The sequence below is a fragment of the Psychrobacter sp. NPDC064578 genome, from assembly GCF_044901245.1.
Classification (GTDB): domain Bacteria; phylum Pseudomonadota; class Gammaproteobacteria; order Pseudomonadales; family Moraxellaceae; genus Psychrobacter; species Psychrobacter cibarius_C.
Genome location: NZ_JBJDPI010000006.1, coordinates 64,790 through 89,233, shown reverse-complemented (window position 1 = coordinate 89,233; position 24,444 = coordinate 64,790). Strand labels below are relative to the sequence as shown.

Sequence of the window (24,444 nt, the reverse complement as noted above, 5' to 3'; positions counted from 1 at the left end):
GGCAACTGCATGCAGAGGTATATGTAATACTTCAAGCAAGGTTAACACGGTCACTCTTTTATAGAGGATTGACGATAGGTTTTTTATGAGAAGCCAGATGTAGACACATATCTAGTAGTCTATTGGCATAACCCCATTCGTTGTCATACCATGCAAAAACCTTGTATTGGCTACCCACTTGCATGAGTTGCTGACCATCAATGATCAAAGACTCAGTCTGATGGATAAAATCACTAGATACCAACGGCTCATCCGTATAAGCCATGATGTCACGCAAATGTGCCTGACTGGCAGATTTGAGTGCCTCGCGGACTGCCTCGACAGACACATCGGGCGTATCAAAAACAAAAGTTACATCAATAGCGGCTACATCAATGGTAGGCACTCGTATCGAATGGCCATTTATCTTGCCTACCATAGCAGGTAGGACACGCTCTGTCGCCGCGATACTGCTAGACGTCGTCGGGATAATGTTATAGCCAGACGCGCGCGCGCGTCTTGGGTCACGGTGCGCTTGATCAAGCACTGTCTGATCAGCAGTAACCGCATGAATCTCCGTCATCATCGCTGACTTTACCCCAAATGCGGTATCAAGCGTCGCAATCAAGGGAACCAAGGCCTGCGTGGTACAAGAAACGCTCGATATAATCGGCAGCTCACGTGTTAGCTCATCAGTATTAACGCCCATAACGATACAAGCATCGACATCATCGAATGGTGCCGCACCGATAATCACCTGCTGCGCGCCAGCCACTATGTGCAGTTGTGCTTGCTCATAAGAGCGAAAATGTCCGGTACACTCTAGTACCACATCGACACCCAGCGCCTGCCAAGGCAACTGCGCAGGGTTAGGTTCTGAGAATAAATTGATACAGTAGGTATAATTGTTTTTTGTCAGACAAAGCTGTGTGGCGCTGTCATTGTTACCGTCATCGCTCGCTTCATCGTTGCTACTCGCCACAATATCAGCACTGACCCCAAGGCGACTTAGGCGACCATGCGTGCTGTCAAACTTTAATAAATGCAACAAAATATCCGCTGGTGCTAAATCATTGATTGCCACCACATGGATCGCACGGCCTAATACCTCAAAGCGCTCTAACAATGCCCGCAACACATTGCGCCCTATACGTCCAAAACCATTGATAGCAACCCTCAGTGGCTGTGTGTGCTCACTAGATGCATGAAACGCCGCTGCTGCTACTGGGTCAGATGTTAATTGATAAGTGGCGCTCGAAAAATCAGGCATAAAAGGATATCGCTATAAAAGGATAAAAAATTGAGCGCTATAAAGTCAGCGCTACAATGAAATAAAACCAACAAGTTGTCAATCGGCTCTAAGGATTGTTATATAACAGCTAAATGGCTTTGGTGAATGCTTGAACCCTGAATTGTCATACTTAGTATCAAGACGCCATTCAGTATTAGGGCGTTATAAAAATCAGTGCCAAACGAATGGCATTGTAATCAATACTTTGCTTAAGATGATCGAATATTGGACGCAATTTAATACTGCCATCATCATTGAAATCATTTGGATTATTGGCGACTTTAATCGCGACGTAGGCATTACCAACCGCCGTCATCACCTCATCCTCTGGCCGCAAATGATCACAAGCGAGGCTTGGATCTTGAGATTTTAGGTCAGCAATATGACGCATAATCGTTGATTGTGATAGCTGACGCGCTTGTGAGATTTCTGCAATCGACAAGCTTTCCTCTAATAATAATCGCGTCGCAAGCAAGGTACTGTCTGATTTGTCAGAAACTTGATTGCCCAGCTTCTGTTTTTTGTCTATTTGCGCTTGTTGTTGCTCACGGCGCTTTTTTTGCAAAGTGGCATAAGCATCAATCACTGATTTACTCAGCGTACCGCCCGATTTTAAAATAAATTTCTCATGCGCCTGCGTCATGCTCTCTTCATCAAGCATCGCATAATTGGCATCAGCTTCTTCTGACAGTACCAAAAACCGTTTGTCCGCGCCGCGTGCTAGCGGATCAAGCTGCAAACTCATGTCATTCATACCGAGCAACTGCAAACCTGCCAGCGACTTTAACCGTGACAATGCCACATAGCCCTGCCCAAGCTCAAAGGTGCGTGATAAATCAATCTCAGCAGCATCAAGCGTCATGCCTTGTGACTTATGAATGGTAATCGCCCATGCTAGACAAAGTGGTACTTGCTCATAGCTTGCCAGCACATCTCCTGTCTCATCTTCGATGATCCATTCTTCAGGCTCAGCGACAACTTCACGCCCTGAATTAAGCCGAACCACGGGCATTTTTTGAGTCGTTGGCTTTTTGGCTTTGGGTTTCTCTTTTATGGCTTTTTTACCTTTGCCTTTTACAGTCTTATTCGTCTCACTTTCAGTATTTTCATCATCATCTTCGATTAAATCATCACTGCTGTCTTTGCTATCATCGATTTTAACAGCGGCAAAACCAATCAATTCACCCATCGTACCGTTGGACACGCCAAGTTCAGTATTGTTTTTGATAAACATTACCTTGGCACCGACTTTTAACACCAAATCATCTTGGGTACGTACCGTTTTTTTAAGCGTCTCAACCAATTTACTGTCGCCCGTAGACGTGGCGGTAAAGCGCATCATCTCGCTATCTAATGCGGCAAGCTCTTTATCATTGATGCTATTAACGTTGAGATTGTGGGTATAAAGACGGGTACGTTTGATATCGACATTCTGATCAAAAGTCGCCTCCAGCGCGGCAATCGATTCAAAAGTGACTTCCTGACGACGAATTTGGTTGAGAATATCGTCCAAATCAAGTCCGCCATTAGCCGCCTCACTTACTTGACGATGTTGCTCGGATAAATAGCAAATGTGAAACTTGGCATCAAGCCACGCTTCAGACATAAAGGCAAATTTTTCACGATTGGTTTCACCCTTACTACCAATCGGTGGCAGCTGAAAAAAGTCTCCTGCGACCACTACCTGAATACCACCAAAGGCTTTGTCATTTTTGCGGATATGCTTGAGTACTTGGCTGACCAAATTGAGCTGCTTAGCATGCAACATCGATATCTCATCAATGACCAATACCGCGGTATCTTTTAGTCGGTCTGCCAAAAACTGCTTGCGTGATAAAGTGGTCAAGTCGCGGTCGCTTAACTCATCTTTGATACCGATGCCGGACCAGCTATGAATCGTTGTGCCATTCATGTGTGTGGCAGCAATACCGGTACTCGCAGTGACGGCGACAGGCACACGGCGCGCACGCAGATAGTCGATATATTGATTGAGAGTATAAGTCTTACCTGAACCTGCTGAGCCAGTCAAAAAGACATTTTGACCCGTTTTTAAGATATCAAGAGCAGAAGATTGACGCATATATCTAAACCAATTAAGTTAATAGTAATAAGAAAAACAGCTTAAGAGCAAATAATAAGAGAAAAAGCTGCCAACAATTATAGCAGCTACATCCGTTTCGCGGACGACTTTCACCCTGATAAACCACATAACTTAAAGTTATACGATACGAAATATATCATTATAAAAAGTCATTATCGCTCATCGCTAAAGCTCAGTACGATAGGGTCATAGCTTGGTCAGGATGGCCAAATATTTATGCTTAAGTCGTTTGTTCTTAAATAGCCATAATACACAACAAGGAGTCGTTAATGTTATACGCCTATCCCAATACTGAAAATAGTCCTGTTCAATTCCGCAAAAAATATGACAACTTCATCAATGGTGAGTGGGTCGCGCCACTCGATGGTGAATACTTTGACAACTCAAGTCCAATCGATGGTAAAACCTTCTGTCAAATTGCGCGCTCTAAAGCTGCCGATGTCGAAGCGGCGCTAGATGCAGCTCATGCAGCAAAAGACGCATGGGGCAAAACCAGTGTCACTGATCGCTCTAATATGTTGCTCAAACTTGCTGACGGTATCGAAGCCAATTTAGAGGCAATCGCTATCGCTGAAAGCTATGAAAACGGTAAACCAGTTCGCGAAACCCTTGCCGCTGATATCCCAATCGCCATCGACCATTTGCGTTATTTTGCGGGCGTTATCCGCGCGCAAGAAGGCGGCATTAGCCAAATTGATGAAGATACAGTTGCCTATCATTTTCATGAGCCTCTAGGCGTCGTTGGTCAAATCATTCCTTGGAACTTCCCTATTCTAATGGCGATTTGGAAAATTGCCCCAGCCCTTGCTGCGGGTAACTGTATCGTCCTCAAGCCTGCAGAGCAAACCCCTGCGTCTGTTTTGTATATGCTTGACGTCATAGGCGCGGCGGATATTTTACCTAAAGGCGTACTAAACGTCATTAACGGCTTTGGTGTAGAAGCCGGTAAGCCAATCGCTTCCAACCCGCGTATCGATAAAGTGTCCTTTACTGGTGAGACCACCACTGGTCGCTTAATTATGCAATACGCCAGTGAAAATATCATTCCAGTCACGCTAGAGCTGGGCGGTAAAAGCCCAAATATCTTCTTTGCTGACATTATGGATGAAGACGATGACTTCTTAGATAAAGCGGTTGAAGGCTTGGTCATGTTTGCGCTAAACCAAGGTGAAGTTTGTACTTGCCCATCACGCGCCCTCGTACACGAAAGCATCTATGATGAATTCATGAAACGCTGTATCGCTCGCGTGAAAGCGATAAAAATGGGCAACCCGCTCGATACTGATACTATGATTGGCGCGCAAGCCAGCTCAGATCAGTTAGAAAAAATCCTATCTTATCTTGATATTGGTAAAAAAGAAGGTGCAAAAGTCTTGGTCGGTGGTGAACTTGCCAAGCATGATGGCGATATGGCAAACGGTTATTATGTGCAGCCGACTATCTTTGAAGGCACGAATGATATGCGCGTGTTCCAAGAAGAAATCTTTGGCCCTGTACTCGCTGTCACCACTTTTAAAGACGATGAAGAAGCGATGGCGCTAGCCAATGACACTTTATATGGTCTTGGTGCTGGTGTCTGGACGCGTAATGGTACTCGTGCTTATCGTTTCGGTCGTGGCATCAAAGCTGGTCGAGTATGGACGAATTGCTATCACCTCTACCCTGCACACTCAGCATTTGGTGGCTACAAGCAATCAGGCATCGGCCGCGAAAACCATTTAATGATGCTAGACCATTATCAACAAACTAAGAACATGCTGGTCTCTTATAGTCCTAAAGCGATGGGCTTCTTTTAATTCTGTTTTTCAAAGCACTTTATGGCAAAAGCGTAAAGTGCGACCTCGATGCTCGCCGAGCATCTTAATGTAAAGAACGATGACAAGGAGTTACAACGTGAGTAATAAAATGAAAGCGGCCGTGCTGCATGAATTCGGACAACCTTTAGAAATTGAAGAAGTAGATATTCCAACCGCAGGTGCTGGTCAAATCGTCGTAAAAATGCAGGCATCAGGTGTCTGTCATACCGATTTGCATGCCATTGAGGGCGATTGGCCAGTCAAACCTAGCCCACCATTTATCCCAGGCCACGAAGGCGTAGGTCTTATCACCGCCGTTGGTGACAATGTGCATCATGTCAAAGAAGGCGACCGAGTCGGTATCCCTTGGCTCTACTCTGCTTGTGGCCACTGTACCCATTGCTTAGGCGGTTGGGAAACCTTATGCGAAAGCCAACAAAACTCTGGTTACTCTGTAAACGGCAGCTTTGCAGAATATGTGCTAGCAGATGCCAACTATGTCGGTATCATTCCTGAAAGCGTTGACTCTATTGAAATTGCACCAGTGTTATGTGCAGGTGTCACGGTTTACAAAGGCCTTAAAATGACCGATACTAAGCCAGGCGATTGGGTTGTCATTTCAGGTATCGGCGGTTTGGGGCATATGGCCGTTCAGTATGCCAGTGCGATGGGATTGAACGTTGCTGCTGTGGATATTGATGACGAAAAACTGGCATTCGCTAAAAAACTGGGCGCCAAAGTCACTGTCAATGCGAAAAATACTGACCCTGCTGAATATCTACAAAAGGAAATCGGCGGTGCTCACGGTGCGCTCGTGACAGCAGTATCTTCAAAAGCCTTTGATCAAGCACTAGGCATGTTACGACGCGGTGGTACTTTGGTCTGTAATGGTCTACCAACGGGCGAATTCCCAGTATCCATTTTTGATACTGTTTTAAACGGTATTACCATTCGTGGCTCAATCGTTGGTACGCGTCTCGACTTGCAAGAGTCGCTAGACATGGCAGCAGCAGGCAAAGTAAAAGCCACCGTTGCCGCTGAGCCACTAGAAAATATCAATGATATCTTTGATCGTATGCGTGATGGCAAAATCGAAGGTCGCATTGTCATTGACTATAGTCTGTAGCAACCATTATGTAGCCACATGCTTTATGATATTTTGAGATTCATAACATCGTCTCAATGACTGGCTAGAGTAATCATCAGTAAAGGGTCGTATCGTTTTCAACCACATATGATAAATCATGTGAGTGAATATGATGCGACCCTTTATTTTCTATTCAGTATGATTATGAAAGATATTCGTTCGGGTCTAACGATAAGGAAATTATTATGAACGTCACAGCGACAGAGTCTTGCAAAGCATTAATCGACTTACTAAAATCTAAGCACGGCGAGCTGATGTTTCATCAATCAGGCGGCTGCTGCGATGGCAGTTCACCCATGTGTTATCCATTAGGCGAATTTAAAGTAGGTGGACAAGACGTACTCATCGGCGAGCTGGTTGGCTGTCCATTTTATATGGGTAAAGCTCAGTATAAGCTCTGGCAACATACCGATCTAACGATAGATGTGGTCGATGGACGCGGAGCCAGTTTTTCGCTTGAAATACCAGAAGGTAAGCGCTTTATCGTACGTTCAGAGATATGTGCTATATAAGTTTAAATAGCATACACCAGCGGTTTAATGTCCTAGTATTGTTTTGCCATGCCATATGTTGATCGACAAACACCCCTTAGTCATTTTTATTTTATTATTCCAGCAAAATAATAGATACTGTAATGCGTACCCTATTTCAATAAACGCGTTTTAACGAGCACGTTTTACTCAGCATGGATGCTAGAAGGAATGTAAAATGGAATTTGATAAAAAATTTGATTACGTCATCGTTGGTGGTGGTTCAGCTGGCTGCGTACTTGCTAGCCGATTAACAGAAAACCCAGACATTAGTGTCTGCTTATTAGAATATGGCGGTGAAGGCAAAGACCTTGCTGTCCGTGTCCCTGCCGGACTGATTTTGATGGTGCCAGGCAAGCCGCTGAAACTGAATAATTGGTGCTTTCACACCACGCCGCAGATACACTTGAATGACCGCCGCGGCTTCCAACCACGCGGGCAATGCTTAGGCGGTTCATCCGCTATCAATGCCATGATTTATACGCGTGGTAGTGCGCTCGATTATGAACGTTGGGTTGAGCAAGGCTGCGAAGGCTGGGGATTTGATGATGTACTGCCCTACTTTATCAAAGCAGAAAATAATATTCATGGTAGCGGCGAGCTGCATGGTGATAGCGGACCGCTGCATGTCAGCGACTTACTGAGTCCGCGTGATATCTCCAAAGCATTCGTAGAAGCCGCCATCATCAATGGTTTAGATCATAATCAAGATTTTAATGGCGAAAAGCAAGACGGTACAGGGCTATATCAAGTCACCCATTTTCATGGCGAAAAACAAGGTCAACGCTGCTCTGCGGCGGCCGCTTATCTACATCCAGTACAAAACCGATCAAATCTGACCGTCATCACCCACGCCCAAGCCAACCGCGTCATCTTTGAAGACAAACAAGCCGTTGGTGTCGCTTATGAAAAAGATGGCGTCGAGCATGCGGTGATGGCGCGTCATGAAGTGATATTATCTGGGGGCACTTTTGGCTCACCCAAAGTCCTGATGTTGTCAGGCATTGGACCTGCTGAGCATCTACAATCGCATGGCATCGACGTCGTGGTAGATGCGCCCGATGTTGGTGGTAATCTACAAGATCATTTGGACGTCGTTTTTGATTACGAGGTCAATACCACTGACGTCATCGGTATTGGTATGGCGACGATTTCGACATTGACCAAAAGTATTCGGCAGTGGAGAAAGGATGGTACAGGCCTCTTGTCTACCAACTATGCTGAAGCGGGCGCGTTCTTTAGTGTCGGTGATGATCCAAAAGAGTGGCCAAATACCCAACTGCACTTTGTCATATCCCGCGTGATTGAGCACGGTCGTGATCTTAGACGTGGCTTTGCGGTCTCTTGTCACAGTTGCTACCTACGCCCTGAAAGCCGCGGTACGGTCAGACTGGACTCCGCCGACCCCTCAGACGCGGTATTGATTGATCCAAACTACCTCTCGCACCCAAAAGATGTGAAATATATGATTGCAGGCGCGGAGCGTACGCGCGCCATCATGCAAGAATCACCCATCGCCAAATATATTACTGAAGACTACCCTGCCCCCTATATCGAAAAAGACGGTATGCTCGGCTATATTCGCAACAAGTCAGATACCATTTATCATCCTGTCGGCACTTGCCGTATGGGTTCAGATGACCAGTCCGTGGTTGATTTGCAATTAAAAGTACGCGGTGTAAATGGATTAAGGGTCATCGATGCCTCAATCATGCCGACTTTAATCAGCGGTAATACCAATGCGCCAACGATTATGATTGCTGAAAAACTCGCAGACCTTATCAAAGCAAATCACAGTCATATTTAACGAATCACGCCATAAAACATGAGAAGATATGCCTCTTATAATTAATATTTTTATTTAAGAAGCTTATTTACTAAAACTTTATATTCAATAAAATGAAAATAAGCGAATTATATAAAATTTTAACCCTAGTTTTTTCGTGGTTATTTTTATCAGCATTTCTAAAATAAGGAGAAACTCTAACAAATTCAGCAATAAAGATATTAAAACAGAACGTTTTCTATCAAATTAGCTTACGGATGTCTTGCATTACCACTATTGAACAGAGTATATTTAAACCACTTATTTATATCGGTATTTTTTGCAAATCTGAATAATGGTTAATACAACCTGAAATATTTTTTATTTTGCATATCAAAAACACCATATAAACAATTGCTTTAAAGGGAATTAAAAGCACGCTCATTATATTTATAGGTCAAAAACGATCTTATAAATATATTGGCGACTATTTATCATTACATAGGATGTAATAATGCAAAAATCACTCTTCAAACTGACGATGTTGGCGACAGTTATTCTAGGCATCAGTGCCTGTAGCGGCGACAACAAAACCACCGATGAATCTGCTGCCAGCTCAGATGCTAAAGCAGCCAAAACCTTACTTTATTGCTCAGAAGGTAGTCCGGCTGGATTCGATCCAGCACAGTACACTGCAGGTACCGATTTTGATGCGAGCGCCTTTCCCATCTACAACGGCTTAGTAGAGTTCAAAAGAGATGGTACTGAGATTCAGCCAGCCTTAGCCGAAAGCTGGGATATTAGTGAAGACGGCAAGACTTATACCTTTAACCTACGTAAAGGGGTTAAATATGGTAAGACTGATTACTTTACCCCAACCCGTGATTTCAACGCAGATGACATTGTCTTTACCCTAGAGCGTATCACCAATCCAGAGTTTGAATTTAATAAAGCCTATCCTGCTGAGTTCCCTTATTCGGTCGGTATGGGGCTACCTGATATTATCTCCAATATCGAAAAAGTTGATGACTCTACCGTCAAAATCACGCTCAGCGAGACCAACGCGCCGTTTTTACAGAACCTAGCGATGCCGTTTGCTTACATCGATTCTGCTGAGTATGCAGAAAAGTTAATGGCTTCTGGTAATGCTGCTGATATCAACACCAAACCCGTTGGTACAGGACCTTTCGTCTTTACTTCTTATCAAAAAGACGCACAAATTCGTTATACCAAAAATCCAGACTACTGGAACAAAGATGATATTCATATCGATAATCTCGTGTTTGTCATCACCAAAGATTCGGCGGTTCGTGCGCAAAAAGTGCAAGCAGGCGAATGTCATGTGTCCGCTTATCCAAAACCTGCCGAAATTGACTCTGTCAAAAAATCTGGTAAGGCCACCGTTCTCGATCAACCCGGCTTTAACGTCGGTTATGTCGGCTATAACGTTGAAAAACCGAAGCTTAGCGACCTTAAAGTTCGCCAAGCATTAGACATGGCCATCAATAAAGACGCTATTATTAACGCCGTTTATCAAAGCGAAGGATTAAAAGCCACCAATCCAATGCCGCCCACACAATGGGGCTACGACAAATCTATCAAAGATGCGCCTTATGATGTGGAAAAGGCCAAGTCCCTTATCAAAGAAGCAGGCGCGGACAAACTTGCCATTAATCTATGGTATATGCCCGTGCAACGCCCATACAATCCTAATGCCAAACTCATGGCTGAAATGCTACAAGCAGATTGGGCGAAAATTGGTGTCGATACCAAGCTTGTGACGTATGAATGGGGCGAGTATCTAAACCGCGCTGCTAAAGGTGAGCCTGATGTCATTCTAGCGGGCTGGACTGGTGATAATGGGGATCCTGATAACTGGCTTGGTACGTTACTATCTTGCGATGCTGTCGGTGGCAATAACTACTCACGCTGGTGTAATAAAGATTTTGACACTTTGGTGACTAACGCCCGTCAGATTACCAATCAAGATGAGCGCGTCAACAACTATGTACAAGCTCAGCAGATATTCAAAGAGCAGCTGCCTTGGACGACAATGGCGCATTCGGTGGTCACGGTATTCACCGCACCAAACGTCGTCGATTATAAAATTAGTCCGCTTGGCTCAATACGCTTCGATGGTGTAAAGGTTGAATAACCTGAGCTGATGACGTCCGGTAAGACATGCATGATTGTTTAATTTATATTCGGCTGGGTCAGACACTCTGCTCCAGCCTTATTTATATGAGTTAAGCGCCTTATTACGCACTTTTTAAGCATTTTGTCACCGACTCTCTCATCTCTGCCAACATTCTACTCATCGATCTAAAATGATTGAACCACAACTATTGAATTGAGCAGCCCATGCTACTTTATATTTTGCGTCGCATTGCCATTCTAATTCCTGTCTATCTTGGCTTAACGCTATCGACATTCACCCTAATTCGGCTCGTCCCTGGAGATGCCGTTGAGATTATGATGGGTGAGCGTATGGTCGATCCGGAGCTACATGCTCGAGCGTTAGAAAGACTTGGCTTAGACAAACCCCTCATTGTCCAATACTGGGATTACTTAACCGGAATATTGACCGGTGATTTTGGTCAATCCTTTCGTACTCGTACTCCGGTATTACAAGATTTCTTTGCTCATTTTGTACCAACCTTAGAGCTGGCTTTGTGTGCCATTGTCATTGCCAGTGTTGTCGGTGTGAGCTTAGGTATCTTTGCCGCGCTACGACGTGGTACATGGATTGACTACACTCTAATGTCAGGGGCGCTGGCTGGCTACTCTATGCCCATCTATTTATTGGGGCCTATCCTCACGGGTATATTCGCCCATTATCTCGGCCTGTTGCCCGTCGCTGGTGTCATATCTGTCGCGCAGTTTTTAGACGTCAAACCTTTATATGGATCATGGCTACTTGGCTCTTTAACATCAGGAGAACCTGGCGCATTTTGGGATGTGGTCAAACACTTTATCCTACCGTCTATTGCCTTATCGACCATACCACTCGCAATGATTGCACGCATGACACGCTCGGCGATGCTAGAGGTGTTAGATGAGGACTACGTGCGTACAGCGCGCGCCAAAGGCCTATCGCCGCGCCGTGTGATATTGGTACACGTCATGCGTAATGCCTTAATCACTGTGGTGACGGTGATTGGTTTACAGATGGCGACCTTGCTCGCGGGGGCTATTATCACTGAGACTATCTTTAGTTGGCCAGGTGTTGGTAATTGGCTGCTCGATGGGTTTTTCACTCGTGATTATCCTATCGTGCAAAACGGTATTTTATTGGTCGCCACCGCCCTGATTTTGGTTAGTTTATTTATTGATATTTTGTATGGTCTTATCAATCCGCGTATTCGACATACTTCTTAATTTAACATTGATAAATACTCATATTATAAATAGTGGTTATTGGTGTTTGTATGGTCTTGAGTGAGTTTTAGCACATTTTAAATGCTTGCTAGAAATGGAACTCTACATACTTGTAACGCGCTAGCCACTATAGGAACTGCTCATGAAGCCTTCTGTTCTTCCCTCTGATGTCAATCTTATGGCCGCCACACCGCCGTCATCTTGGCAGCTATTTTTATCGACGTTTTGCCGAAATAAAGGCGCGGTGCTTGGTTTTATTGTGCTGGCATTGATGGTCATTATTGCCATCCTTGCGCCTGCCATTGCGCCCCATGACCCTTACGAGTTATTTACTGGTCAAGAGCAGTTGCCGCCTGCCTTTCTGGATGGCGGCAATACCATGTTTTGGCTGGGCACGGATGATGCTGGACGAGACACCTTGTCTCGGGTGATGTATGGCGCGCGTTATTCTCTATTTATCGGTCTGAGCGCGACGACTCTTGCCATGTTAGTCGGTGTTTCATTAGGACTTAGTGCTGCATTTTGGCCCAAGGTTTGGGGCAAAGCGGTCATGCTGGTCAATGATATTTTGATGTCTTATCCGAGCTTACTATTGGCGATCATTATCGCCGCTATCTTGGGGCCTTCTATGACCAATACGATCATTACCATCGCACTGGTCTGTACGCCACCTTTTATTCGGCTGACTCGTGCTACCGCGATGGTAGAGCTACAACGTGAGTATTTTATCGCTTCGCAAGTGATGGGTGCTGGCGTGCTTAGATTGTTATTTATCACCATTTTGCCCAACTGCATGGCACCACTTATCGTACAAGCAACGATGATTTTCTCTTCTGCTATTTTAGAAGCAGGTGCAATTGGTTTCTTAGGCTTTGGTGTACAGCCACCCGATGCTGAATGGGGTGCAATGCTTGGTACGGCGCGTCAATATATTCAAAGTAATGTTTGGCTAGCGATTTGGCCCGGTGTCGCTATTTTCTTAGCCGCATTGTCGATTAACTTGACTGGTGATGGCCTACGCGATGCGCTAGATCCTAAACTGAAGCAGGTGACCTAAGATGACTGAACCATTAATTAAAACGCCTACCACTCACACTTCTATGAATGACGCATCAAAAAAAGAATCACCATTATTGTTAGATATTGAAAATCTTTCGGTTACTTTCGGGCAAGGGGTGCGCGCTTTTCGTGCAGTCGATGATGTGTCATTAAAGATTACACAAGGCGAAGTCATCGCAGTCGTGGGTGAATCTGGCTCGGGTAAGTCGGTCACTATGATGGCACTGATGGGGCTACTGCCACCCTCTGCGACCGTGCGTTCCAAGCGCGTTATGTTCGATGATAAAGACATGCTCAGTATGTCAGCAAAAGAAAAACGCGGCATCATTGGCAAAGACATCTCAATGATCTTTCAAAATGCCATGTCTTGCTTAAATCCAAGCTTCACGGTTGAGATGCAACTGGGTGAAGTCTTACGCAAGCATCTTGGTCTGCGTGGTTCAGCCGTACAGACACGTATCTTAGAGCTGTTAGAGCTGGTCGAAATGCCCGATGCCAAAAATCGGCTCAAGGTTTATCCACATCAACTCTCAGGCGGTATGAGTCAGCGGGTCATGATTGCGATGGCAATTGCTTGTGAGCCAAAGCTTCTGATCGCAGATGAGCCAACCACTGCACTGGATGTCACGGTACAAGCGCAAATCATGGACTTGCTAAGCCGATTGCAACGCGAAAAACAAATGGCGATGATACTGATTACCCACGACTTGGGTTTGGTCGCGCAAAACTCGCGTGATGTCGCGGTCATGTATGCCGGACAAGTGGTCGAAACCAGTACCGTGCCGGAGATTTTTCAAAAGCCTGCTCACCCTTATACTGAGGCGTTGCTACAAGCCATTCCAGAGCTGGCTATCGGTCAAGACCGTCTGAACAGCTTACCCGGTGTCGTACCCAGCCAATACGATCGCCCGAGTGGTTGCTTATTGTCTCCTCGCTGCCCGTACAAAGAGCCTGCCTGTGAAGTGCCGCCGCCCATATTAGATACGCCCAATGGCAAAGTGCGCTGTATTCATCCAGAACTACCCAGCTTGCCTTCTCACCTATCTACCTCTCACGCTGCTACCTTGGAGTCACAAGTATGAGTAATAAAGTGGTCCTAAAAGCAGACAATCTACACAAGCATTACCCTGTATCTCAAGGTTTGGGTAAAGCAAAAGCATATGTTAAGGCTTTAAATGGTGTGTCGTTCGAGCTACAAGCTGGCAAGACGCTGGCCGTCGTGGGTGAGTCAGGCTGTGGTAAATCCACCCTTGCCCGCCAGCTAACGCTCATCGAAGAGCCTACTCATGGTGAGCTATTTATTAACGATGAAGGCACCACTGGCTATAGTAGAAAAGCGCTAAAAGAGCTGCGTACTGAAATCCAAATGGTGTTTCAAAACCCCTATGGCAGCCTCAATCCGCGTCATACTATCGGCTATCAATTGACTGAACCATTGGATATTCATACCAAACTGTCCAAAGATGACAAGCGTGACAAAATAAATGAGATGATGCGAAATGTTGGTCTGCGTCCCGAGCATGCTGGCCGCTATCCACATATGTTTTCTGGAGGTCAGCGCCAACGTATTGCCCTCGCCCGTGCCATGATGCTCAATCCTAAAATTGTCGTCGCTGATGAGCCAACTTCCGCGCTCGATGTATCGATTCAAGCGCAAGTCTTAAATTTATTTATGGATTTGCAGGATGAGTATCGTACCGCTTACGTCTTTATCTCGCACAATCTATCCGTCGTGCGTCATGTCGCTGATGATGTGATGGTCATGTATTTAGGTCAGGCCGTCGAGCACGGCCCTAAAGAAGCGATTTATAATGCGCCAAAACATCCCTATACCATCGCCCTATTGGCGGCGGCACCGACTGTAAATGGTCATAAGAACGATTTAACGCTACAAGGTGAGCTACCAAGCCCGCTCAATCCACCAAGTGGCTGCGCTCTACATAAACGCTGCCCATATGCCAAGCAGCAATGCAGCGAGATAGAGCCGCAACTGCGCGAATGGGACGGTCGATTGGTGGCTTGTTTACGATTGGAAGAAATATATGGATAAGCGCCATCTGATGTTTAGCGGTAAATTAGCTTACACTGTGCTGCTAGCAATGACTGCTGCCCAAGCAAACGACTCTACTGGCTACATAGGTACAGGCGGTGTTGAATATCTTAAAAATAAAAATATCAGCATGCACAGTGAAGACTTATATATCTCCAAAGATAAAATCCGCGTCAATTATGAGTTTAAAAACTTAAGCAATAAGGATATTACCGAAACCGTTTTATTTCCTATGCCAGCTGTCCCCAGCTCTACAGACTCAGATTTTGCTGATATTAATGCCACTTATGACAACTTTGAAGTTTGGATAAATGGTAAGCCTATCATTCCTAATCAGCATGTCCGTATTTTTATGCGGCCAATTGTCGTCAAAGATGGCGATAGAACCTATGCAGACACCTCTATTGATACGACTGAAATATTTAAATCCTGTGGTCTTAACGAGGCTGATATGATGGGACCTTGGACGTATCAAGTTGACACTGAATATGTCAATCAACAGCTTTTAGATTGTAATAATAAGGCACTAGATAGATTCATCTATGATAGAGAAAGTCTTTATATACCTTGGGATTCGCAGGTTATCTATAGTTGGGAGCAAAAATTCAAAGCCAATGCGACGACCAAAATCAAGCATTCATATACACCGCTTGTGGGTGGCTCAGTTCATCTAGGTGAAGAACAATTCCCAGATTTTTGCGTAGACAGTTCAACTCAGAGAGGATTTCACAAGGGTGGTGGTCGTCCTTATCATGCCTTAAGCTATATATTGACTACGGGGGCTAACTGGGCAAAACCGATTAGCAATTTCAAACTTACCGTAGAACGCGATCCTAATGAATTGGTGTCGTTTTGCTGGAAAGGAAAGGGTAAAGTCAAAAAGGTAAGCGCAACGACGTTTGAGATTAAAGAGACTAACTTTGTGCCAACGCACGATTTTGATGTGGCTTTTATTATGAAGTAAAGTTTAGTTTGTAGAGTGTACCCAGCGCATCGATAAAACTTGTTTCGACGGTCATCTTGTCGCTGGGTTTTCGTGAAAAAAACCAAGCAAAAAAACAAAAATATTAGCCTCAGCATCTGATGCTTTAAAAGTGGGGAAATATGCGAAGCATGGGTCGGTGTTCTTTAAAGGCTAAGCAATATTTACTACACCTCGGCACTTTGGAAGCTGCGCGCAGCCATAAAAGAATTGTCCTTGGCGTTCGCCTTTTTTTGCAGTGCGTTTAACCATCTCTCCATTACATTTCGGGCAAGTTGGCGCTTGAACGAGATTAGCAGTAGGGTTTGTCGCCTAAAATATTGCAGGTGCTTCCACCTGTGGCTCAGGCTCTACAATCTCAAACGGTGTAAGGAACGCTTTATTGTCCATATCATATGGTGTATTTGTCTGCTGAATATTCAGACTCTCAGTTAGTAACTCGCTAGATTCAATCTCAGTCTGACCCGACCATCGCAGCACTTCTCGGCTTTTCAGCGTGGCTCCTTTAGCGGTTTCTTTTATTACCGGATCGAGTGTAGGCTTACTGGCAGTTTTAGCAATTGTTTTATCAGTGGAGTTACTGCTAGGCTGTTTGTTTGAGAGGCTATGCTTGTCTTTCAGATAGGCTTTATGCTCTCTATTGGTGCGCCAAGATTTGCTAAATCTGTTGCTATTAATCTGCTCAACGATAGACTTGACCTCGTTTTCAGTCAGTATCTCATCTTGTTTCTTCTTCACATAAGAGACCATCCCACCTGTCAATACGTGTTCGGGCAACTCATCACGGGTTTTCAGCTCACATTCACCGATGAAAGCAATCATCGAATGAAAGTAGCTCAGCTCCAATCCTAATAAATCTGCGAGCGTCTTAATGTGCAGATAATTTTGGCGTAATGGGTTTTGGAATTTATACTTACTTCCATTTGGGAAAGCTTGCGTCCACTGCCTTTGCTTTTCGCTACCATATATCCAACCTTTATAGTTTTTGGTTTCGATGACAAAAATGCCGTATACAGAGACGATGACATGATCGATTTGGGTACTACCACCGTTGGCTCTTGGCAAGGTAATACCGTTTAATCGGTGATAGACATCTTTTTCAAGTTTTAGCCACATGGCGACATTGATAACGGTCTCGCCTAGAAAGCCTTTGAAAGTGGATTTGAGGGACATGGTTTTTTTCTTGAAAGTGGTTATGAAAAAATGAATAACGTTCAATATCAATATACTAATTACTTTTGGTTAAAATTACCGATCTACAATTGCTGTTCTGACGATAGTTAAACCAATGACGCCAAGCAATGCCCCTGTAACTTTATCGATGTAATAAGCAACTTGGGTAAATTTAGCGCGTACTTTGCGAGTCGACAATAGAAATATGACAGCAGTGTCCCACGCGAATACCACAACAGTCATCCAAATACCTAAGCCCAATTTGAACACAAAACTTATTTCTGGTGTCAATACTACAGTGAATAAACTGAGATAAAAGAGTAGATTTTTAGGATTAAATATTCCAGACAAAAATCCTGCAGTAAATTCTTTTAAAAAAGTTGTCTTAGGTATATTTGAATGGGCTGATTGGGCTACCTGAAATTGGTCATACGCATCTTTTCGTGCGCGTAACGCCTGTATCCCAAGGTACATTAAAAACAACCCACCAATGATTTTTAGCGTAATCATAATAGGTGCAGAGGCGGCTAAAATTGAGCCCACACCAATTAGACATAGACCAATGTACACTGCATTAGCAAAGGTGATACCGAGCGCAACCCCTATTGCGTCTTTACTGTCGTTCTTAATCGCACTCTTTACGATTAATACAAAATCTGGTCCAGGACTCAATAATGCAAGAAAATGCGCCAAGCCGACCGTGATAAAAATACTCAACAAATCCCAGTTTATAATTATTCCGTACTCTGTTTTTTTTAATTATGGACTAAATACCACTATGAATACACTGATTATTTAGCCAATAAAAAAGCCACCAGATTTCTCTAGCAGCTTTTTTATTTATAACTTTTTTAACGGATTACACCAAACTATTTACTGCTTCAATCACCGCGTCAGTTGTAATACCAAACTCTTTGTATAACTGATCTGCAGGAGCAGATTCGCCATAAGTGGTCATGCCGATGACTTTGCCATCTAGACCAACGAACTTATACCAGTAATCTACATGCGCCGCTTCTACTGCTACGCGGGCACGGATATTGGCAGGCAATACGGCTTCACGATAGCTGGCATCTTGCTCTACAAAGATTTCTGCACATGGCATAGATACCACACGGACGTCAACACCATTTGCGCTCAACGCTTCGTACGCTTCCATTGCTATGCCAACTTCTGAACCAGTTGCGATGATGATGGCTTGTAACTCGCCTTGCTCTTTCGCCAATACATAACCACCTTTGGTAATGTTGGCTACTTGCTCGCTATCACGTGCTTGATGTGGCAAGCTTTGACGACTAAAAATCAATGCTGATGGATTATGTTCAGACTTAATGGCCTCAACCCAAGCACTGGCAGATTCGGTCGCATCACAAGGACGCCATGTGCGTAGATTTGGCGTAGTGCGTAGGCTAGTCAATTGCTCAACTGGCTGATGCGTTGGGCCATCTTCACCTAGACCGATAGAGTCATGCGTATAGACATGGATGACGCGCTGCTTCATCAATGCGCCCATGCGTACTGCGTTACGTGCGTATTCCATAAACATTAGGAAGGTTGCTACGTAAGGGATAAAGCCGCCATGCAATGCGATGCCATTAGCAATCGCAGTCATACCGAACTCACGTACGCCATAATAGATATAGTTGCCTTCAGCATCTTTTTCGATGCCTTTAGCGCCTTTGAATAGCGTTAGGTTTGAGCCAGCTAGATCTGCTGAACCACCTAGCAATTCTGGTAATAATGGCTGCAAAGTATTGATGGCATTTTGACTGGCTTTACGACTGGCAACATTACCGCCCGCTTCTTGCGTTTTCTGAATATAGGCTTGTGCTTGGCTATCAAAGTCAGCAGGCAAATCACCATTTAAACGACGTAGTAATTCAGCTGCCAATTCTGGATAAGCCTTTTTATACGCTTCAAAGTCGGCATCCCAGTTCTTTTGTTGTACATCGCCTTTGGCTTTAGCATCCCACGCTTCATAGATTTCATCAGCTAATTCGAATGGGGCATGCTTCCAAGACAATGCATCACGAGTCAAGGCGATTTCGTCATCACCTAACGGTGCGCCATGACTGGCTGCTAGACCCTGCTTGTTCGGGCTACCAGCACCGATCGTAGTTTTGCAAATCAGCAGACTTGGTTTGGTAGTCTCTTTAAGCGCTTGTTCAGTTGCTTGAGTGATCGCATCCGCATCATGACCATCGACTTTGATAACTTGCCAGCCATAAGACTCAAAACGCGCTTGCGTATCATCAGTAAACCAGCCTTCGACATTACCATCGATAGAGATACCATTGTCATCATAAAAGAAGACCAGCTTGCCAAGACCTAGCGTGCCAGCCAATGAGCACACTTCATGACTGATACCTTCCATCAGACAACCATCGCCTAAGAATGCATAGGTGTTATGGTCGACAATGTTGTGGCCGTCACGATTGAACTGTGCCGCTAGGGTTTTTTCAGCGATAGCAAAACCAACGGCATTGGCAATACCCTGTCCTAATGGACCGGTAGTCGTTTCAACACCTGGTGTGTAGCCAAGCTCAGGATGACCTGGGGTTTTTGAATGCAACTGACGGAAGCCTTTCAGGTCATCAACGCTGACGTCATAACCAGATAAATGTAGCAATGAGTAAATAAGCATTGAGCCATGACCGTTCGATAAGACAAAGCGATCACGGTTGTGCCATTGTGGATCGGTTGGGTTGTGCTTCAGAAACTTGCGCCACAAAACTTCGGCAATATCAGCCATACCCATTGGCGCGCCTGGATGTCCAGAGTTGGCTTTTTGAACCGCATCAAACGACAGTACACGGATGGCATTGGCTAATTTACGTTCGCTAATTGGAGCTGGCATAGAGTGTCCTAGTATTGGGCTAAGAGGAGAGTTTACTCAAAGGAGTATAAGCATAAGGACGCCAAATGCGCCCCCAAGTTATAGACTATAAAATCAAAGTGCAATATTAACATATTTGCTATAGGGCTAGCTAAGAAATGGTATGACAGAATCGTTTGTGTTTAATAATTATTCATATCAGTTTTATCAAACTACCCTATATTAAAAAGCTGTGAGTCATCTTAGTAACTCACAGCTAGTACAAGCAATATAGATATTAAACTGAAATAGTCTCAGCACCGCCCATAAACGGACGCAATACTTCTGGAATGGTGATACTACCATCAGCATTTTGATGATTTTCCATCACTGCCAATAGTGTACGACCAACTGCCAAGCCTGAACCATTCAAAGTATGAGCCAAGCTGGTTTGCTTGCCATCTTTGACACGCGTACCCATACGGCGCGCTTGGAAATCACCACAGTTAGAGCAGCTTGAGATTTCACGATAGGTATCTTGGCTCGGTAACCATACTTCGATATCATAAGTCTTTTGCGCCGCAAAGCCCATATCACCTGTACATAGCTGCACAGTGCGGTATGGTAGGTTCAACTGCTGCAAGATATATTCGGCCTGCCCAGTCATTGCTTCTAATAAATCATCAGACTGTTCAGCCGTGGCAATATTGACCATCTCAACTTTTTCAAACTGATGCTGACGGATTAGACCACGAGTATCACGACCATGAGAGCCCGCTTCACTACGGAAACAAGGCGTATGCGCGGTAAACTTAAGCGGTAATTCACTGATGTCCAAACGCTCGCCACGTACCAAATTGGTCATTGGCACTTCAGCAGTAGGAATGAGATAAAAGTCCATGTCTTCATTGTTTGTGTGATTTTTCAGCTTAAACAAATCATCTTCGAACTTAGGCAACTGCCCCGTACCTTTTAGGCTGTCTGAATTCACAATATAAGGCACGTACGTTTCAAGATAGCCGTACTTCATGGTATGGGTATTGAGCATAAACTGAATCAACGCGCGATGCATTTGCGCCAACTGTCCTTTTAGTACATTAAAGCGGCTGCCAGTCAGCTTGGTCGCTGCTTCAAAGTCGAGCATACCAAGGGTCTCGCCAATATAAGTGTGATCTTGAATTTCAAAATCAAACGTACGAGGCGTGCCCCACTTGCGCACTTCTACGTTATCATCTTCTGACGTACCCACTGGCACATCGGCTGCTGGAATATTTGGAATTTGCATAGCAGCTTTGTTGATACGTTCTTGTAGAGTGCGCAGCTCGTCTTCGGCTGTTTTAATCTCACCGCTGACATTCTGCATCTCAGCCAATAGCTCACTGGCATCTTCGCCTGACTTTTTCAAAGCACCCACTTGCTTAGCACCCGCATTACGGCTCGACTGCAACTCTTCGGTTTTGATCTGCAAAGATTTACGTTCTGACTCAACCGTTTGCCAAAAATCTATGTCAAGTGCATAACCACGAGTGGCCAGTTGCTGTTGTAAATCGCTTAAATCGCCGCGTAAGAGTTTTGGATCAATCATAATAGTTGCCTGTAACGCTAGAAGTGAGGAAGAGGTTCGAAAATGTTATTTTTAAAGATACTGTTTTTAAAGGTGCTGATTTTATCAAAATAAGTGATAGCCGCTATAATACCAAGACACAGCAGATTTGACCATGTTTTGACCTCTGCTGATTGAATTTTCATTTATTACTTTCATTATCCGTAGCCAGTTATATTTGCTTTAAATACATCTCTCAAAGTTCAGCTTGCCTCAATAAGCCTCGCCCATCTTTATTAAAACCATTAATATCACTTCTATCAACGAACAGAGCGGCTTATATGTTTCATTTAGGGGTACTTTTCGGTAAGATAAGCGCATACCTTTTATTCGACTTCTAGCCAAGTACGACGTAGCTGCTACGTTTTGTCGATTTAAACCCAACACTTTCAATACAAGTATTTGAGAAACCTTTATGGCCTTGTACCCCTATACGCTACAACCTGTCGCCTTAAACCTAACTGAGGCAGAATTTCACCAAGCACAATACGAGCTATTTGCCAGTGCTAGCCCTTCTTTCGGTCTAAAAAGTATCAAAATGAAAGAATGGATCATTATGGCGGTAACCGTGGTACTAGCGATCGCAGGGTTGGTTTTTGTGACCGGCTACTCAACCATTATCTTTTGGCTGATGTTAGTTTCAGTCGTCATTTATTTACTGGTTCGTACCCTTGGCTTTAAATGGTATGTGAAAAGAGAGTTTGACAAGCAGGTGGCTGACCAAGAAATGCCAGACGAGATGCGTCAGATGAAATTGGGCGTACAAAAGCATGGCCTCGTCATGGCGATGCCAGTGAACCAGCCTGACACATTTAATAACAACCAAATGCGCGGCATGCAAATGCGAGCAGGCACGACCCAGCAAGCCGTCATTCCATGGTCAGCTGTCAAAAGCTGGGATGAGACGGACGACTATATCTTTATGATGTTTGAGATGAAAGGTCAACAAGGCAGCCAAATTGTGCCAAAGCGCTTAGAAGCACAGAAGTTTCCGATCGATACGGTACGTCAGCATTTGCAAGAAGTTATCCCCGTTAAAGGTTTAAACCCTGAAAACTTACAACCGCCAGCATAAAATAGTAGAAGACTTCTTTATCGCTTACTATATGAGCGATAAAGAAATGATCAACAAAAGACACTTTTTATAAAATCAATCATAATTATAAATTTATTGAAATTAACTTATCGATGGTGCTCTGCTATTATAATAGCTATCAGAAGAAAGGTGATAATTGCTCTAAATTACATGAATGTATAGTTATGATTTTAGCTTAAGCTGACGCCATTCTATATGGCAGTTTTATCATACTATTTTCTAAGATTGTTACTTTTTAAGGCTGAAAAGCGTTAATATATTAAAGAGCATAGTAATGCAGCACACGAGTTGCTACACTTCTCATCTTCTTCATTTAATGTTTTATATCAACACTCAAACTATAAGGATAATATTATGAGTAACGCTACTAATCAAATCGGTCTAGAAAAAGCTGACATGAGCGAAGTCATTGCACAACTAAACAATTTATTGTCAACTTATCACGTATTTTATTTAAACGTCCGTGGCTATCACTGGAATGTAAAAGGTGAGCATTTTTTCACCTTGCATCCAAAGTTTGAAGAACTGTATACCGCGCTACAGTTACAAATTGATGAAATCGCTGAGCGTATCTTAACTTTGGGCGGCACACCGCTGCATGCTTATAGCGATTTTACTCAGCATACTAGCATTCAAGAAGATAAAAACGTCAAAGATGGCAATGCTTGTGTGAAAGGTGTGGTAACTGGTTTACAAGCTTTGATTACAGAGCAGCGTAAAGTATCTGCTCTAGCAGCAGACAGCGAAGATCAAGGAACAGCTGACCTCGTAGATGCCTATGTACAAGAGCAAGAAAAGCTCATCTGGATGTATAACGCCTTTTTGGGTTAATCATTGCTAAAAAAACAGTACATAACTAAAATCTAAATCATAAAAAAGCACCTACTTTAGGTGCTTTTTTTGTGCTTGCTGTTGCTAATGAAACCTTATTTTTGCATCCATTGACGCATTTTTTCGCGCTCAGCAGGCGTGGCTTGTAACCAAATTTGCATAAATTGATCTAAGGTATTAGCAGATGAATTAACGCTAGTGATTTGCTTAGTGGTCGCTACCGTACCCGTATTCACATTCGGTTGATCTAATGCGGCAATCGCACGCTGATTCTGTAGCTCTGCATCATCTGCTCCGCCAAACACACCGCCGAACGCCTTGCCTAAACCTGACAACAATCCACCTTGATTACCAGCGATACCTTGCTGACTTGCAACCACAGTATTGTTTTTCTCTACTGCCAGTATCGGACGTTTGGCATATTCTTTAGCTGCTGCATACTCTTCTGGCTGATTCGGCATGGTCAGACGATAGGTTTGATTGTCCGCCAATTCTGCCGTCACGCTCACATTACCCGAACGTAAATAGTCATGCTCATCACGGCGCAAGTCATATAAGCGGTCATACTTCGCAGTAATCGCATGTTGACCCGGCTGAAGCGTAAACTTTTTAGTCAATGGTTGAAAAGCGCTCTGCTGCACTTCTTGCCCATTAATAGCCGTGACTTTGATATGGTCATCAACCAGTAGCGTTACTTCAGCATGCGACAGCATAGAGACAGAGCCTGCACCAATAAGCAACGTGCTGATGGTCAGTTTTTTTAGCAAAGAAGCATTGGATTTCATAAGTGATTCCATTAATAGTGAAAACGTTTTGGCAATAGTAAAAGCGTTTTGGATAAAAGACTT

At 44.1% G+C, this 24,444-nt stretch carries 19 protein-coding genes and 1 pseudogene; 12 read left to right on the top strand and 8 right to left on the bottom strand.

Annotated elements, in window-relative coordinates; all coding sequences use genetic code 11:
* Nucleotides 1-58: 58 nt before the first annotated feature.
* Complete coding sequence (locus tag ACI2JM_RS08565; RefSeq protein WP_404643553.1) at nucleotides 59-1,249, bottom strand: type I glyceraldehyde-3-phosphate dehydrogenase; 1,191 nt, start codon at nucleotides 1,247-1,249, stop codon at nucleotides 59-61.
* A gap of 175 nt (nucleotides 1,250-1,424) precedes the next feature.
* Nucleotides 1,425-3,350 carry an AAA family ATPase gene (locus tag ACI2JM_RS08560; RefSeq protein ID WP_404643551.1) on the bottom strand — a complete coding sequence of 642 codons (1,926 nt, stop codon included), beginning with the start codon at nucleotides 3,348-3,350 and terminating at the stop codon, nucleotides 1,425-1,427.
* A 290-nt stretch (nucleotides 3,351-3,640) separates the two neighbouring features.
* Between ACI2JM_RS08560 and ACI2JM_RS08555 the strand changes: the two genes are divergently transcribed.
* The 10 genes from ACI2JM_RS08555 (at nucleotide 3,641) to ACI2JM_RS08510 (ending at nucleotide 16,060) form a co-directional block, all read left to right on the top strand.
* Nucleotides 3,641-5,167, top strand: coding sequence for an aldehyde dehydrogenase family protein (locus ACI2JM_RS08555; protein ID WP_404643549.1), 1,527 nt, complete (start codon nucleotides 3,641-3,643; stop codon nucleotides 5,165-5,167).
* Nucleotides 5,168-5,264: 97 nt separating this feature from the next.
* Nucleotides 5,265-6,293 (top strand): alcohol dehydrogenase AdhP, encoded by a 1,029-nt coding sequence (gene adhP / locus ACI2JM_RS08550; protein ID WP_404643547.1) that lies wholly within the window; start codon nucleotides 5,265-5,267, stop codon nucleotides 6,291-6,293.
* Between the two features lie 206 nt (nucleotides 6,294-6,499).
* Nucleotides 6,500-6,826, top strand: coding sequence for a DUF779 domain-containing protein (locus tag ACI2JM_RS08545; RefSeq protein ID WP_045444568.1), 327 nt, complete (start codon nucleotides 6,500-6,502; stop codon nucleotides 6,824-6,826).
* 196 nt (nucleotides 6,827-7,022) lie between these two features.
* The gene (locus ACI2JM_RS08540) at nucleotides 7,023-8,651 is read left to right on the top strand and encodes a GMC family oxidoreductase (RefSeq protein ID WP_404643545.1); all 1,629 of its coding nucleotides are present in this window, start codon (nucleotides 7,023-7,025) and stop codon (nucleotides 8,649-8,651) included.
* Nucleotides 8,652-9,123: 472 nt separating this feature from the next.
* Nucleotides 9,124-10,764 carry an ABC transporter substrate-binding protein gene (locus ACI2JM_RS08535; protein ID WP_404643543.1) on the top strand — a complete coding sequence of 547 codons (1,641 nt, stop codon included), beginning with the start codon at nucleotides 9,124-9,126 and terminating at the stop codon, nucleotides 10,762-10,764.
* A gap of 206 nt (nucleotides 10,765-10,970) precedes the next feature.
* Nucleotides 10,971-11,987, top strand: a complete 1,017-nt coding sequence (locus tag ACI2JM_RS08530; RefSeq protein ID WP_045453107.1) for an ABC transporter permease — start codon at nucleotides 10,971-10,973, stop codon at nucleotides 11,985-11,987.
* Between the two features lie 142 nt (nucleotides 11,988-12,129).
* Nucleotides 12,130-13,044 carry an ABC transporter permease gene (locus ACI2JM_RS08525; RefSeq protein ID WP_087814459.1) on the top strand — a complete coding sequence of 305 codons (915 nt, stop codon included), beginning with the start codon at nucleotides 12,130-12,132 and terminating at the stop codon, nucleotides 13,042-13,044.
* Between the two features lies 1 nt (nucleotide 13,045).
* Nucleotides 13,046-14,128 carry an ABC transporter ATP-binding protein gene (locus ACI2JM_RS08520; protein WP_404643541.1) on the top strand — a complete coding sequence of 361 codons (1,083 nt, stop codon included), beginning with the start codon at nucleotides 13,046-13,048 and terminating at the stop codon, nucleotides 14,126-14,128.
* On the top strand, nucleotides 14,125-15,096 hold the full coding sequence (locus ACI2JM_RS08515; RefSeq protein ID WP_404643539.1) for a peptide ABC transporter ATP-binding protein: 972 nt from the start codon (nucleotides 14,125-14,127) through the stop codon (nucleotides 15,094-15,096). The genes ACI2JM_RS08520 and ACI2JM_RS08515 overlap by 4 nt, the downstream gene beginning before the upstream one ends.
* Entirely contained in the window at nucleotides 15,089-16,060 is a 972-nt protein-coding gene (locus tag ACI2JM_RS08510; protein WP_404643537.1) for a DUF4424 family protein, read from the top strand. Before ACI2JM_RS08515 ends, ACI2JM_RS08510 begins: the two co-directional genes overlap by 8 nt.
* A gap of 171 nt (nucleotides 16,061-16,231) precedes the next feature.
* Here ACI2JM_RS08510 and ACI2JM_RS08505 read toward each other — a convergent pair.
* The 5 genes and pseudogenes from ACI2JM_RS08505 to serS all read right to left on the bottom strand — a co-directional run.
* Nucleotides 16,232-16,342: pseudogene (locus tag ACI2JM_RS08505) on the bottom strand (DNA topoisomerase I); the annotation flags it as partial.
* A 48-nt stretch (nucleotides 16,343-16,390) separates the two neighbouring features.
* The gene (locus ACI2JM_RS08500; RefSeq protein ID WP_404643535.1) at nucleotides 16,391-17,251 is read right to left on the bottom strand and encodes a nuclease-related domain-containing protein; all 861 of its coding nucleotides are present in this window, start codon (nucleotides 17,249-17,251) and stop codon (nucleotides 16,391-16,393) included.
* Between the two features lie 75 nt (nucleotides 17,252-17,326).
* Nucleotides 17,327-17,968, bottom strand: a complete 642-nt coding sequence (locus tag ACI2JM_RS08495; RefSeq protein WP_404643533.1) for a LysE family translocator — start codon at nucleotides 17,966-17,968, stop codon at nucleotides 17,327-17,329.
* Between the two features lie 142 nt (nucleotides 17,969-18,110).
* A complete protein-coding gene (gene tkt, locus ACI2JM_RS08490) occupies nucleotides 18,111-20,108 on the bottom strand; it encodes a transketolase (protein ID WP_404643531.1) in 1,998 nt (665 codons plus the stop codon).
* A 256-nt stretch (nucleotides 20,109-20,364) separates the two neighbouring features.
* Nucleotides 20,365-21,651: a serine--tRNA ligase gene (gene serS, locus ACI2JM_RS08485; RefSeq protein WP_201502673.1), complete on the bottom strand. Its 1,287-nt coding sequence runs from the start codon at nucleotides 21,649-21,651 to the stop codon at nucleotides 20,365-20,367.
* A 433-nt stretch (nucleotides 21,652-22,084) separates the two neighbouring features.
* Between serS and ACI2JM_RS08480 the strand changes: the two genes are divergently transcribed.
* Both ACI2JM_RS08480 and ACI2JM_RS08475 read left to right on the top strand, forming a co-directional pair.
* A complete protein-coding gene (locus ACI2JM_RS08480; RefSeq protein ID WP_055125130.1) occupies nucleotides 22,085-22,744 on the top strand; it encodes a YcxB family protein in 660 nt (219 codons plus the stop codon).
* Between the two features lie 375 nt (nucleotides 22,745-23,119).
* On the top strand, nucleotides 23,120-23,596 hold the full coding sequence (locus ACI2JM_RS08475; protein WP_045453127.1) for a Dps family protein: 477 nt from the start codon (nucleotides 23,120-23,122) through the stop codon (nucleotides 23,594-23,596).
* A 95-nt stretch (nucleotides 23,597-23,691) separates the two neighbouring features.
* Here the strand turns inward: ACI2JM_RS08475 and ACI2JM_RS08470 are convergent, their stop codons facing one another.
* A complete protein-coding gene (locus tag ACI2JM_RS08470) occupies nucleotides 23,692-24,381 on the bottom strand; it encodes a DUF2057 family protein (protein WP_060491633.1) in 690 nt (229 codons plus the stop codon).
* Nucleotides 24,382-24,444 lie beyond the last annotated feature (63 nt).

Excerpts from the sequence above, each read along its gene's own strand:
- ACI2JM_RS08565 (WP_404643553.1), bottom strand. The coding sequence starts at position 1,249 with ATGCCTGATTTTTCGAGCGCCACTTATCAATTAACATCTGACCCAGTA.
- ACI2JM_RS08560 (WP_404643551.1), bottom strand. The coding sequence starts at position 3,350 with ATGCGTCAATCTTCTGCTCTTGATATCTTAAAAACGGGTCAAAATGTC.
- ACI2JM_RS08555 (WP_404643549.1), top strand. The coding sequence starts at position 3,641 with ATGTTATACGCCTATCCCAATACTGAAAATAGTCCTGTTCAATTCCGC.
- ACI2JM_RS08545 (WP_045444568.1), top strand. The coding sequence starts at position 6,500 with ATGAACGTCACAGCGACAGAGTCTTGCAAAGCATTAATCGACTTACTA.
- ACI2JM_RS08540 (WP_404643545.1), top strand. The coding sequence starts at position 7,023 with ATGGAATTTGATAAAAAATTTGATTACGTCATCGTTGGTGGTGGTTCA.
- ACI2JM_RS08535 (WP_404643543.1), top strand. The coding sequence starts at position 9,124 with ATGCAAAAATCACTCTTCAAACTGACGATGTTGGCGACAGTTATTCTA.
- ACI2JM_RS08530 (WP_045453107.1), top strand. The coding sequence starts at position 10,971 with ATGCTACTTTATATTTTGCGTCGCATTGCCATTCTAATTCCTGTCTAT.
- ACI2JM_RS08525 (WP_087814459.1), top strand. The coding sequence starts at position 12,130 with ATGAAGCCTTCTGTTCTTCCCTCTGATGTCAATCTTATGGCCGCCACA.
- ACI2JM_RS08520 (WP_404643541.1), top strand. The coding sequence starts at position 13,046 with ATGACTGAACCATTAATTAAAACGCCTACCACTCACACTTCTATGAAT.
- ACI2JM_RS08515 (WP_404643539.1), top strand. The coding sequence starts at position 14,125 with ATGAGTAATAAAGTGGTCCTAAAAGCAGACAATCTACACAAGCATTAC.
- ACI2JM_RS08510 (WP_404643537.1), top strand. The coding sequence starts at position 15,089 with ATGGATAAGCGCCATCTGATGTTTAGCGGTAAATTAGCTTACACTGTG.
- ACI2JM_RS08500 (WP_404643535.1), bottom strand. The coding sequence starts at position 17,251 with ATGTCCCTCAAATCCACTTTCAAAGGCTTTCTAGGCGAGACCGTTATC.
- tkt (WP_404643531.1), bottom strand. The coding sequence starts at position 20,108 with ATGCCAGCTCCAATTAGCGAACGTAAATTAGCCAATGCCATCCGTGTA.
- serS (WP_201502673.1), bottom strand. The coding sequence starts at position 21,651 with ATGATTGATCCAAAACTCTTACGCGGCGATTTAAGCGATTTACAACAG.
- ACI2JM_RS08480 (WP_055125130.1), top strand. The coding sequence starts at position 22,085 with ATGGCCTTGTACCCCTATACGCTACAACCTGTCGCCTTAAACCTAACT.
- ACI2JM_RS08475 (WP_045453127.1), top strand. The coding sequence starts at position 23,120 with ATGAGTAACGCTACTAATCAAATCGGTCTAGAAAAAGCTGACATGAGC.
- ACI2JM_RS08470 (WP_060491633.1), bottom strand. The coding sequence starts at position 24,381 with ATGAAATCCAATGCTTCTTTGCTAAAAAAACTGACCATCAGCACGTTG.